Origin of the sequence: Methanobrevibacter sp. (assembly GCF_017940815.1) — an archaeon.
In the GTDB taxonomy this organism is placed as follows: Archaea; Methanobacteriota; Methanobacteria; order Methanobacteriales; family Methanobacteriaceae; genus Methanocatella.
The window spans coordinates 1-11,515 of record NZ_JAGAXX010000038.1 but is presented as its reverse complement, the minus strand read 5'-3'; the positions used below and the strand labels follow the sequence as shown (position 1 = coordinate 11,515).

The following is an 11,515-nucleotide window of genomic DNA, read 5'->3' as shown; positions in this document are numbered from 1 at the left end:
TTTATCCTCCCTCAAAACCATAAAAAACACAACCAAAAAGTTAATTAACTTTAATAATAGATTGTACTTTCTAGTATATAAAATTAAAGGATAATAAAATAAGAAAAAAATTTTAAACACAAAAATTATGAGTCAGCCTCTTTTTATGCTAATTCATGTAGATTAGCAGATCCATGAATTTTAATATCTCATTATACTTCAATTTAAATTAATTTTCCACCAATTATTAATTGTTTTACAAACTTGCATTTAATTTAATTGATTGTATAAGCAATTAAATCCACAAGAATTTTCAACCAATTTTTCCAATTTTTTCCATATTACTAATTTTTATATAACATTAAAAATAGAAATTAAATCATTAATATATTGGTGATTAAATGAGAATACTTCTTATTCATTCTGATTATTTAAACTACACTGTGAAAAAAGAAACACCTGTAGCCGAAGAAATCGAAGAAGCCAAAAAAGAAGGCTCCTTTGATGATTCTTTAGTAGTATTTACAGCTGTTGAAAAAGATGACGAAAATAATCCAGAAGGTATTGTTGAAAATTTAGTCAAAGAAGTTCTTAAAACTAATGATCAAGTTAAAGCTGAAAATATTGTGTTATATCCATATGCTCACTTATCTTCATCATTAAGTTCTCCAAAAGTTGCTGTTCAAATTTTAAAAGATGCGGAACAAGCGCTTTTAGCTGAAGACTTAAACGTTAAAAGAGTACCTTTCGGATGGTATAAAGCATTTGAAATCTCCTGTAAAGGACACCCATTAAGCGAACTTTCAAGAACAATCACTGCAGACAAGGAAGAAGAGAAAATTGAAAGAAAACCTTCCACCTGGCAAATACTTGAAGGGGACAAGATTACACAAATCGATGATTTCAACTTCGATAACCACGCTTTCAAACAACTTGTTGACTATGAGCTTGGACGTGGAGCATCTGATGAAGGCGAACCTCCTCATGTGAAAATAATGAGAGAAAAGGAAATCTGTGACTATGAGCCTGCATCCGATGTTGGAAACCTAAGGTGGTATCCAAAAGGTAAATTGATCAGGGATTTGCTTGCTGATTATGTTTATGACTTAACTGTTGACCGTGGAGCAATGCCTGTTGAAACTCCAATCTTTTATGACTTGGACAATCAGGCAATCTATGAACATGCCTACAAGTTCGGTGAAAGGCAATACAGAACCGACACCAAAAAGAACTTGATGCTAAGATTTGCAGCCTGTTTCGGTGCATTCAGACTGATGTCCGATTCCTACTTGACATGGAAAAACTTCCCTGCAAAAATTTTCGAATTGACCAGATACAGTTTCCGTTTTGAGAAAAAAGGAGAAGTTGTCGGTCTTAAAAGATTAAGGGCATTCACCATGCCGGACTGCCATTCATTCTGTACTGATGTTCAAGCGTCACTTGAGGAATTCTCACAACAAACAGACATGTGTATGCAGACTGGTGTTGACTTGAACCTCGACTTTGAAGTGATTTTCAGAGCAACCCAAGACTTCTTTGATGAAAATGAGGAATGGATGTATGAAATAGCTCGCAAGTTCAACAAGCCAATTCTATTAGAAATCTTGCCGGAAAGACACCACTACTGGGTATGTAAAATCGACCTCGCAAATATTGATGCATTAGGTCGTCCGATTGAAAACCCAACAGTTCAAATAGACGTTGAAAGTGGTAAAAGATTCGACATTACCTACTTGGGCGAAGACGGCAAACAGCACAACCCTACAATCCTGCACACTTCACCAACCGGTAGTATTGAAAGGGTTTTATGTGCAATGCTTGAAAAAACTGCAATTGAACTCGATGAAAGAGCTCCAATGTTGCCAACTTGGTTAAGCCCAATTCAAGCAAGAATCTTGACTGTAGGTGATGCTCACAAGGAATTTGCAGATGAATTATATGCAAAAATCAACTCAGCTAACATCCGTGTGGATATTGATGATAGGGATGAAAGTGTAGGTAAGAAAATCAGAAATGCATCCAAGGAATGGATACCTTACATTTTTGTCGTTGGAGATAAAGAAGTTGAATCTGGTAAATTCCAGGTAACTGTACGTGAAACCGGTGAAAAGGTTGACATGACAGTCGATGAATTGATTAGTGAAATTAATGCTAAATGTGAAGGAAAACCATTCAGAAGATTACCTTTACCAAAAGATATCTCAAGAAGGATTAACTTCCAATAGTTTATTAAAAATAAAGTTTATAGTATAATATGGAGGAAATTTAATGGACCCAATGTATAGAATAGGAGAAGCTCTTATTGGAGACGGCCCTGAATTAGCACACGTTGACTTATTAATTGGTGACAAGCAAGGACCAGTAGGTCAAGCATTCGCAAACGGTTTATCTAACCTTTCCGTAGGCCACACTCCTTTAACAAGTGTAATTAGACCTAACTTAATGACTAAACCAGCTACTTTAATTATTCCTAAAGTAACTGTTGGAGATTTAGAAGACGCAAGTAAAATATTTGGACCTGCACAAACCGCAGTTGCAAGAGCAGTTGCAGATGCAGTGGAAGATGGATACATTCCAAAAGATATTGTTGAAGACATTGTAATCAACGTAAGTGTCTTTATCGACCCTTCAGCTGAAGATTACAGAAAAATCTACCAATACAATTATGGAGCAACCAAATTAGCAATCAGAAGAGCTATGGAAGGATACCCATCCATCGACAAAGTGCTTGCAGAAAAAGATCGTGGAACTCACCCAATCATGGGATTCAAAGTCAAAAAACTCTGGAGTCCACCTTACTTACAAGTTGCACTTGACCTCGACAATGAGGCTGCAATGGAAAGAATCATCAACGATTTACCAGACAACGACAGAATCTTGCTCGAAGCAGGTACTCCACTTGTTAAAAAATTCGGTGTTGGAATTATTGGAAAAATCAGAGCTTTACGTCCAGATGCATTCATTATTGCTGACTTAAAAACTTTAGATGTTGGTCGTGTAGAAGTTAAAATGGCAGCAGACGAAACTGCTGATGCAGTAGCTATTTCCGGTCTCGGTACTGTCGAATCAATTGCAAAAGCAATTCACGAAACTCAAAAACAAGGTATCTATTCCATCCTTGATATGATGAACGTGGCAGAATTCGAGAAAAAATTAGCTAAACTTCCTGAAGACTTAAAACCTGACATTGTATTGTTACACAGAAACGTTGACATGGAAACCTACAGAGCAGAACACGGTGAAGATACTAGTGACATGACCGAATGGGGTAATATTAAAGATATCAAATCCGCACTTGGTCCTAAAGGATTAGTTGCTGTTGCTGGTGGTATTAAACCTAATAACGTTGAAGAAGCAATCACAAAAGGTGCTAACATCATCATTGCAGGTAGATACATCATCGGTTCAAGAGATGTAAGAAGAGCTGCACAAGACTTCTTAGAACACTTTGACCCAGATCCAGACAACATGAGACTTGCAATGGATGAAGATGAAAATATTGAAGTGAAAGACGACTAGTAAATTAGATTTATTCTAATTTACCTCTATTTTTTTTAAAGGTGTTAAAATGGGATTTTGCAATTCCTGTGGAAGGCCAATAGTTAAAGAGGACTACGGAACAAACAAGGACGGTAGTCTTAATGAAGAATTCTGTAAAGATTGTTATCAAAATGGCGAATACACTGAACCTGATATAACTTTGCAGGAAATGATTGTAAGAAAAACAAAAGAAATGATGGAAAAAAATCCTAGGCTTGCTGAAACTCAAGCTACTGGAATTACAGCAATGTTCATACCAGGTTTAAAAAGATGGAATCCAGAGTTTCAAGATGACTATAAAACTCTATAAAATTTTTAATTTTTTTAAGTTAAAAGAGGTTTAACCTCTGTTTAACATAAATTCCCTAACTTTATTAGCTAGGGCCTCATCCTTGCTTTTAGATGATTTGATATTGTATAGCTCTTCGTTTAAATCATTAAATTTATCAACCAAATCGTTATATTCTAAGCGAAGGTTTTCGTAATCCTTCTCAAGGTCTTCGTTGATTTCGTAGATTTCAGCATAGCTGGTTTTAGTGTTGAGGTTTTCTTGTTTTAAATGATCATATTTTGTTGAAACATTGTTGAAACTTTCACGAATGCTTGCATGTTCTTCTTTTAAGTTGGAACATTTGTTTTTAAGATTCTTATTCTCTTCTTTTATGCTGGAATATTTTGTTTTGAGGTTTTCGTTTTCGGTTTTAATGTTTACAAACTTGGTTTTGAGGTTTTCATTTTCAATGATTAATTTGGAATGCTTGTCCTTGATGGTCTCATTTTCTTTTTTGAGGCTGTCGATATTGTCTTGATGTAGAGATTCGTATTTATTCTCCATTTTATTTAAAGCTTCATTCTTTAAGGCTATTTCAGCTTTGAGTTCCTCAATTTCTTTTTCGTATTCTAAAGTTGATGGATTGATTTCATCAAGTTGTTTTTCCAATTTTTTCACTTCCTCAACATATAAATAATTGGCTACTCTTAAAGTGTCAATTTCTTCCTCTCTGTTTTTAAACTCTTCAATTTCGGAATTTGGGATAATCAAAACGGCTTCTTTGTTTTCATAGATGTCTTCATTTTTTGGGACTGTAATTTGGATTTGTTCTGTAGTGTATTTTTTCTTCTCTCCATTTTTTAGTGTCCTGTTGTACTCTCTTGAATATTTCTTTACAACGCCATTCCCGTATTTCATATTATCCCCTATTTACTAATACTATAATTTTAGTTTTTAGATTTAATAAATATTTTGCAATAATTTATTTTAATTAATTAGAATAAACTATCTTTATGAAGGTTTTTGGAATATGTGCCAGTCCAAGGAATGGTACCACTCAGTATGTTCTGTCAGAAGCATTGAATAAATTAAGTGGACATGATATTGAAACGGTCATGTTTTCCTGCCAGGGCAAGGACATAAAGCATTGCATGCATTGTGACTACTGTCTGGAGAATAAGAAATGTATCATTCAGGATGATATGGATGAAGTCTATAAGAATCTCAATGAGGCTGACGGCATCATATTGGCGACTCCAGTCCAATCAGGATCTGTAAGTTCATATTTGTCTGCAATCATGGATAGGACACGTGCCCTGGAAGCTGTTGACTACAATCTTCTGCGCGGAAAAATAGGCATGAGTATCGCTGTTGGCGGTGACCGCACAGGGGGGCAGGATTTCGCTCATTTGTCAAATATTGCTTACTTCATTATACATGGCATTATCCCCGTCAGCGGTGGACCTTTTGGTTCTAATTTGGGAGCGTCATTCTGGTCCCAGGACTCCATTGATGAAATAAAAAATGATGGTTATGGAATGGAGTCATTGGATAGGACTTTAAACGAATTTGAAAATTTCTTAAATAAATATATTTAAATATTATAATCAAGTTAAAATAGATTAAAAAAACTTTTTTTAAGGTTATAATATGGCTAATAAATTAGTACGTGGTAGTTTAATAATTTTCATAGGTAACATAATCTTTCGTGTAGGCGGTTATGTATATCGTTTCTTAATGGCGATACTTCTAGGACCTACTGCCTATGGTATTTTAGGAATCACACTACCATTTCAAGGAATATTCCAGACTTTGTCTGCGGGTGGACTTCCTCCGGCGATAGCAAAATATGTTGCTGAGTATGAAGCCGTAGATGAGAAGGATATGGCCAGACAGACCATATACACGGCTTTGAAGATAATGGTTTTCCTGGGTCTGTTCTTTGGAGTATTGATGATTTTTATCGTTGCTCCTTGGTTGGCTTATAATTATCTTGGAAAACCTGCTGCGCTTATTCCTTTACAGATTGTTGGTCTTATAACTCCTTTCAGTGTAATTGTTGGTGCATTTAGAGGTGCATTTCAGGGAGTATATAAAATGGAGTATATCGTATATACTCGTGCTGTTGAGCAATTAGGTATGATCTTATTTGCTACTGCATTTGTTTTAATAGGTTTATCCACTGTTGGAGCATTGTGGGGTACAGTTTTAGGTTATTCCCTGTCTGTTGTGGCTGCTGTGTATATTTTTAAATTCCACATGGGCAAATATATACCTAAGGCCAGTGATGATTTTGTTTTCACACGCAAGGACGAATTGAAGCTTGCAGGCACATTAGTTAAATTCTCAATACCTGTTATCATTACAGCTATTGCTGAAATGCTTATTTATAACATTTGTACTATTGTTATGGGAAGATTTTTAACTTTTGATGATATTGGATTTTTTGCAGCGGCAGACCCTATCGCTAGGTTGCCTCTGATTATTTCAATTTCTATTGCTACAACAATTTTACCAGCTTCTTCTGAAGCATTTAAGTTAAAAGATATAGACATGCTTCAAAAATACGTTTCTGAGGCTTATAAATATTCATTATTGTTTGTAGTGCCGATGTGTGTGGGACTTGCATTGTTTGCAACCCCTACCTTGAGAATTCTGTACTTTAAGAATACTGCTTATGTTGCTGGTGCTAGTGCATTGGCCATATTGTCAATAGGTATGACTTTCTATTCAATATTTGCAATTTCAACAAGTATCATCCAAGGTATCGGCAATCCAAGAATTCCAATGTACATTCTTGTGGGGGGTGCGATTGTCACCGGTGTTTTGAATTGGTTCATGGTTCCTTCAATGGGTATTGCTGGCGGTGCTCTTGCTACAAGCATAGCATGTTTATTGATGATGATTCCGTGTGTGTACTTTGTATTTAGATTAACTAAGACAAAGGCTCCTACATCTTCGGTAGTTAAGATTATTTTTGCATCCTTGATAATGGGAATTTTCGCATTTTTCATTCCAAAATCCACATTATGGTTATTCCCAGGAATATTTGCATGCATAATCGTTTATTTCTTTGCATTAATTCTAGTCAAATTCTTCAAAAAAGAGGATATTGAAAGTTTAAGACACTTCTCTTCTAAATTTGGTCCATTAGGCAAGATTATTAATAAGATGTTAAATCTTGTTGAGAAATTGGAATTTAGAAACTAAACTATTTAATATATAAAAGATATAAATAAAAATATTATAATTCGGGGGATTTATAATATGGCTGACGTTAGTGCAGGTGTTGAATACAAAATCAATGTGGATGGCAATTCCTTTTTACTTGACAGTAAAAAATACCAATTGCTGGAGTCTATTTTGGAAACCGGTTCATTAACAAGTGCTGCTAAGGAAATTAAGGTTTCATATAGGACTGCATTAAACTACATTGAGAAAATGGAATCAACACTTGATGTTAAAATTGTAAGTACCACTAAAGGTGGAAAAGGTGGAGGTGGAGGAACCTCACTCACAGAAGAGGGCTACTCTATCCTGAAAGAATGTAAGAAAATCAATGCAATCATGGAGCTTCACAAGGATGTTAATGAGATTGAAGCTGAAATCATTGACATTAATGATGTAAAAGGCGTAATGACTATTAGAATGGAAAGTTTTGAGATCAACGCTCCTCTAAATAGGAATTATGAAATTGGAGACAAGATTTTAGCTTTAATAAGTTACGATAATATCTTTTTAATGTTGGAGCCGCAAACTTCAAGTATCCGTAATATCTTAAAAGGCCAAATTGTTGAAATGAGGCTTGAGGGAGAAATCATTCGTGTTAAGGTCAATGTTGGCGGAGTTACATTATGCTCTGATATTACCGTATCTGCTGAAAAAGAATTAAGCCTTAACATCGGTAAAGATGTCTATGTTGGATTTAAAGCAATGTCCGTTGCTACTTTAAAATTATGATGTGATAATTATGCCATTGCAAATTTTAGTTGATGAGGAGAAATGTATTGGTTGTGGGGAGTGTGCTGAGATTTGTCCAAAGTCTGCTAAAATTTGGAAAGTTAATAGAGTTGCACGTATATTGGATTTAAGATATTGTCATGTTTGCACTATATGTGCGATGAAATGTCCTACAGACTGTATTACAATTATACGTCCGGGCGAAGAAGCTTAAATGCTTGAACGTAAAATCAATTATTTAATAGGTTAAACTATGACTAGAATTTCAAACGTTTCTAGAAAAACTTCAGAAACAGATATTACAATAAAAATGAATCTAGACGGGATCGGAAAATACGATATAGATACAGGTGTGAATTTCTTCAATCACATGTTGGAATCATTTTCCAAGCATAGCATGATTGATTTGGATATCAAGGCTGTTGGAGACATCGAGATTGATGATCACCACACAATTGAAGATGTTGGAATCTTGTTGGGAGAGGCGTTCCTTGATGCTATCGGCGATAAGAAGGGAATCAGAAGAATGGCTCATGCAATTGTTCCTATGGATGAATCAGTTTCCACTGTAGCTATTGACATAAGTGGCAGAAGTTATTGTAATATGAACCTTAAATTCAAAAACGAAAAGATTGGGGACATGACTTCCGATATAATTATTCACTTTTTCGAATCGTTTGCAAGTTCAGCAAAACTAAATATTTATGGAACAGTCGAAGGGGCAAATGACCATCATAAGGCTGAAGCAGTATTTAAAGCATTTGCTAAGGCTATTAAAGATGCAATCAAAATAGAACACAATCAAATTCCTTCTACAAAAGGAGTATTATAGCTAATCATTAGCTATCTTTTTTTATTATTTTTTTAAAAATTAGTCAGTACTAGGTTTATGGTGTTTGGCTTTAAAAAAGAAAAAAATGAAAGTAGCAAATTTTGCTACTTATTCTGGTTTTGAAATTAAGTCTGTTTTACAACCTGGGTTTCCTTCTTTCATGTGAGGGGTTCTTAAAACAGTATCATTTGCTTTTTCGATATCTCTTGCTTCTTGTGCTAATTTAGCAGCACATGCAGCGATTTCGTGAGCAGCAGCTACTAATGGGATGAAGTTTTCGTAACCTTTGGTCATGAAACATCCTTTCATGTCTAAGTTTGCAACGGATCCAGCCATTTCGTATGCAGCAATAGCTTTTGCTTTTGCGTATGGGTTTGCGAATCCGCCAGCTTCTGCAGCTTTTTCAGCAGTAATAATGAGTTTAGGTAATTCGATTTCACCTGCTTCTGCTTGTGCGATTACGTCGTCAATGGTTTTTTGGACTAATCTTAATGCACCGGTTTCTGCGAGTACTTTTAAGATGTCAGAGTTGAAAATAGCCATTTCAGTTGGGTCTAACCATTCTCTTTTTGCACCGATCATTGGGTCAGACATAACAATGATGTAACCTAAGCCTTGTTCATCCATTTCATCTTTTTTACCTTTACCAGGTGCGTCACCAACAATAATAGCAGGGATGTCTTTTTCAGATAATAATTCTCTTGCTTTAGCTGGACCAGGTGCTCCTGGGTTTGGGCTAATGAAGATTGCGAAGTCAGGTTCGAAAGCGTCTATTTTAGGTACAACGTCTTCTACTTGTTCTGGGTTCATTTTTGCTCCAGATCCAAAGGTTCTTACATCGATATTTGGTCTGTCTGCTCTTTCGTCTAACAATAGGTCAATTACTGGTGAAGTACCAATATTACCACTTTTAATAATAGCAATTTTAACTACCATAATTAATCTCCTTATTTGATATATAAAAATTTAATAAGAAAACTATTTAAATTTTATTATTTGAAAATTTTATTTGTTAATTAATTTTTTTTCTAAAAATTGTTCAGTAAAATAAAATTTACATTAATTATTGAATAATATAATACTTTTAATAAAAATTATTGGTATAAAAATTAATTTAAAATGCCATGAAAAAGCGTGATTAATATTACTAAAACTCGAAAAAATACTCTGAAAGTAATAAAAATTATACAAAAATAGAATAACAGTGGTTCCGACGAGACTCGAACTCGTGATCCCCTCCTTGTAAGGGAGGTATCATACCACTAGACCACGGAACCAACAAACAATATTATGAATTTATTAGTATATAAATGTTTCGCTATTTGAAATTTTTGATTAAGAATTAATTTTATAAAATAATAAAGATATAATTATTATTGTAAATTTATATGATGTGATAAAATGGCTTGGGACGACAAAGCAACAAAAGTTTGGATAGACGGAGAATTCGTAGAATGGAAAGATGCAAACATTTCAGTACTTTCACACGTAGTCCACTATGGAACCAGCGTATTTGAGGGTATTCGTGCATACTCCAATGAAAATGGAGTTGCTGTATTCAGATTAGAAGAACATGTAAAACGTTTATTTGATTCAGCAAAAGTTTACAAAATGGACATTCCATTCACACAAGAAGAGATTGCAGAAGCAATTCTTGAAACAGTAAGAATAAATGACTTGGATGGTTGTTATATACGCCCAATTGTTTTCAGAGGATATGGAGAACTTGGAGTAAACCCATTAGGATGCCCTGTAAATGTAGCAATTGCTGCATGGGAATGGGGATCTTATCTTGGAGAAGAAGGAATGGCAAACGGTGTGGACATCGGCGTGTCCTCATGGAGAAAACCAGCACCAGACACTTTCCCAACACTTGCAAAATGTGGAGCAAACTACATGAACTCACAACTTGCAAAACTCGAAGCTTTAGACAACGGATTTGACGAAGCAATCATGTTAGATTACGAAGGTCATGTTTCTGAAGGTAGTGGGGAAAACATTTTCCTCGTTGAAGGAGAAAAACTATACACTCCTGCAATGTCTTCATCCAACCTTAAAGGTATCACAAGAGATTCAGTAATGACCATTGCTCGTGATTTAGGTTATGAGGTTGTTGAAGAAACCATTTCAAGAGAAAGATTATACTTTGCGGATGAAGTGTTCTTCACTGGAACCGCAGCAGAAGTAACTCCAATTCGTTCTATTGATCACAGAACTATTGGAATTGGTAAAAGGGGACCAATTTCAGAAAAATTACAAACCGCTTTCTTTGACATAGTGGAAGCAAAAGTAGAAGACAAATATGGTTGGTTAAGTTATATCTAAGTGGTGTAGAAATGGATATATTTCAAGGAATTATTATCGGTATTGTTCAGGGATTAACTGAATTTTTGCCAGTTAGTAGTTCGGCCCACTTGGTATTTATCCAAAATCTTCTAGGTGTTGAAAGCTCTCTTGCTTTTGACACATTTCTTCATTTGGGAACTTTAATCGCAGTATTATGGTTCTTCAGATATGATATTTATAAAATGCTTAAATCTTGGTGGTTGAGTATTGGAGATATCCTGCAAGGAAGATTCAAGGAAGGTTTTTATGATGACCCTTATAAAAGGCTTGCCTGGTATGTCATTCTTGCAACAGTTCCTGTAGGTATTGTTGGAGTGCTGTTTGAGGATTCTGTAGACGCATTGTTTGCAGGCGCACTGTATGTTCCAGCATTTTTCTTGTTTGTCACAGGAACAATTCTATACCTGTCTCAAAGAATGCCGAGTGGGGATGTCAATTATAATAACATTACTAAAAAAGAGGCATTATTTATGGGTTTGGGTCAAGCTTGTGCAATATTGCCAGGGCTTTCACGTTCAGGTACTACAATTGCGGCAGGACTGACCATAGGGCTTGACAAGGAATTTGCGGCAAAATTCAGTTTTATA

Annotated in this window: 12 protein-coding genes and 1 tRNA gene; 10 read left to right on the top strand and 3 right to left on the bottom strand. The window is 35.2% G+C overall.

Annotated features, from left to right (window positions below; all coding sequences use genetic code 11):
- Positions 1 to 380: 380 nt before the first annotated feature.
- From ILA26_RS04895 to ILA26_RS04885, 3 genes are read left to right on the top strand one after another with little or no spacing between them, the layout of a single operon-like run.
- On the top strand, positions 381 to 2,204 hold the full coding sequence (locus ILA26_RS04895; protein WP_292894754.1) for a threonine--tRNA ligase: 1,824 nt from the start codon (positions 381 to 383) through the stop codon (positions 2,202 to 2,204).
- A gap of 52 nt (positions 2,205 to 2,256) precedes the next feature.
- The gene (locus ILA26_RS04890; protein ID WP_292894760.1) at positions 2,257 to 3,498 is read left to right on the top strand and encodes a bifunctional 5,6,7,8-tetrahydromethanopterin hydro-lyase/3-hexulose-6-phosphate synthase; all 1,242 of its coding nucleotides are present in this window, start codon (positions 2,257 to 2,259) and stop codon (positions 3,496 to 3,498) included.
- Positions 3,499 to 3,547: 49 nt separating this feature from the next.
- A complete protein-coding gene (locus ILA26_RS04885; RefSeq protein WP_292894752.1) occupies positions 3,548 to 3,829 on the top strand; it encodes a zinc ribbon domain-containing protein in 282 nt (93 codons plus the stop codon).
- Positions 3,830 to 3,859: 30 nt separating this feature from the next.
- Here the strand turns inward: ILA26_RS04885 and ILA26_RS04880 are convergent, their stop codons facing one another.
- The gene (locus ILA26_RS04880; protein WP_292894749.1) at positions 3,860 to 4,708 is read right to left on the bottom strand and encodes a phosphoserine phosphatase; all 849 of its coding nucleotides are present in this window, start codon (positions 4,706 to 4,708) and stop codon (positions 3,860 to 3,862) included.
- A 95-nt stretch (positions 4,709 to 4,803) separates the two neighbouring features.
- Between ILA26_RS04880 and ILA26_RS04875 the strand changes: the two genes are divergently transcribed.
- Genes ILA26_RS04875 through hisB form a run of 5 tightly spaced genes read left to right on the top strand, consistent with a single transcriptional unit; the run spans position 4,804 to position 8,582 of the window.
- Positions 4,804 to 5,388: a flavodoxin family protein gene (locus ILA26_RS04875; protein ID WP_292894746.1), complete on the top strand. Its 585-nt coding sequence runs from the start codon at positions 4,804 to 4,806 to the stop codon at positions 5,386 to 5,388.
- A gap of 52 nt (positions 5,389 to 5,440) precedes the next feature.
- Positions 5,441 to 7,000: a flippase gene (locus ILA26_RS04870; protein ID WP_292894743.1), complete on the top strand. Its 1,560-nt coding sequence runs from the start codon at positions 5,441 to 5,443 to the stop codon at positions 6,998 to 7,000.
- A 57-nt stretch (positions 7,001 to 7,057) separates the two neighbouring features.
- Positions 7,058 to 7,750 (top strand): TOBE domain-containing protein, encoded by a 693-nt coding sequence (locus ILA26_RS04865; protein ID WP_292894740.1) that lies wholly within the window; start codon positions 7,058 to 7,060, stop codon positions 7,748 to 7,750.
- A 10-nt stretch (positions 7,751 to 7,760) separates the two neighbouring features.
- On the top strand, positions 7,761 to 7,964 hold the full coding sequence (locus ILA26_RS04860; protein WP_366514881.1) for a 4Fe-4S binding protein: 204 nt from the start codon (positions 7,761 to 7,763) through the stop codon (positions 7,962 to 7,964).
- Between the two features lie 39 nt (positions 7,965 to 8,003).
- Positions 8,004 to 8,582 carry an imidazoleglycerol-phosphate dehydratase HisB gene (hisB, locus tag ILA26_RS04855; RefSeq protein WP_292894737.1) on the top strand — a complete coding sequence of 193 codons (579 nt, stop codon included), beginning with the start codon at positions 8,004 to 8,006 and terminating at the stop codon, positions 8,580 to 8,582.
- 108 nt (positions 8,583 to 8,690) lie between these two features.
- On the opposite strand, the gene ILA26_RS04850 is transcribed toward hisB, so the two are convergent.
- Positions 8,691 to 9,518 carry a F420-dependent methylenetetrahydromethanopterin dehydrogenase gene (locus tag ILA26_RS04850; RefSeq protein ID WP_292804645.1) on the bottom strand — a complete coding sequence of 276 codons (828 nt, stop codon included), beginning with the start codon at positions 9,516 to 9,518 and terminating at the stop codon, positions 8,691 to 8,693.
- A 269-nt stretch (positions 9,519 to 9,787) separates the two neighbouring features.
- Positions 9,788 to 9,859, bottom strand: a tRNA-Val gene (locus ILA26_RS04845).
- A gap of 124 nt (positions 9,860 to 9,983) precedes the next feature.
- Here ILA26_RS04845 and ILA26_RS04840 point away from each other — a divergent pair.
- Both ILA26_RS04840 and ILA26_RS04835 read left to right on the top strand, forming a co-directional pair.
- Positions 9,984 to 10,907 (top strand): branched-chain amino acid transaminase, encoded by a 924-nt coding sequence (locus ILA26_RS04840; RefSeq protein WP_292894734.1) that lies wholly within the window; start codon positions 9,984 to 9,986, stop codon positions 10,905 to 10,907.
- Positions 10,908 to 10,918: 11 nt separating this feature from the next.
- On the top strand, positions 10,919 to 11,515 hold a 597-nt coding region (locus ILA26_RS04835), incomplete at its 3' end, for an undecaprenyl-diphosphate phosphatase (protein WP_292894731.1).

Excerpts from the sequence above, each read along its gene's own strand:
- ILA26_RS04895 (WP_292894754.1), top strand. The coding sequence starts at position 381 with ATGAGAATACTTCTTATTCATTCTGATTATTTAAACTACACTGTGAAA.
- ILA26_RS04890 (WP_292894760.1), top strand. The coding sequence starts at position 2,257 with ATGTATAGAATAGGAGAAGCTCTTATTGGAGACGGCCCTGAATTAGCA.
- ILA26_RS04885 (WP_292894752.1), top strand. The coding sequence starts at position 3,548 with ATGGGATTTTGCAATTCCTGTGGAAGGCCAATAGTTAAAGAGGACTAC.
- ILA26_RS04880 (WP_292894749.1), bottom strand. The coding sequence starts at position 4,708 with ATGAAATACGGGAATGGCGTTGTAAAGAAATATTCAAGAGAGTACAAC.
- ILA26_RS04875 (WP_292894746.1), top strand. The coding sequence starts at position 4,804 with ATGAAGGTTTTTGGAATATGTGCCAGTCCAAGGAATGGTACCACTCAG.
- ILA26_RS04870 (WP_292894743.1), top strand. The coding sequence starts at position 5,441 with ATGGCTAATAAATTAGTACGTGGTAGTTTAATAATTTTCATAGGTAAC.
- ILA26_RS04865 (WP_292894740.1), top strand. The coding sequence starts at position 7,058 with ATGGCTGACGTTAGTGCAGGTGTTGAATACAAAATCAATGTGGATGGC.
- ILA26_RS04860 (WP_366514881.1), top strand. The coding sequence starts at position 7,761 with ATGCCATTGCAAATTTTAGTTGATGAGGAGAAATGTATTGGTTGTGGG.
- hisB (WP_292894737.1), top strand. The coding sequence starts at position 8,004 with ATGACTAGAATTTCAAACGTTTCTAGAAAAACTTCAGAAACAGATATT.
- ILA26_RS04850 (WP_292804645.1), bottom strand. The coding sequence starts at position 9,518 with ATGGTAGTTAAAATTGCTATTATTAAAAGTGGTAATATTGGTACTTCA.
- ILA26_RS04840 (WP_292894734.1), top strand. The coding sequence starts at position 9,984 with ATGGCTTGGGACGACAAAGCAACAAAAGTTTGGATAGACGGAGAATTC.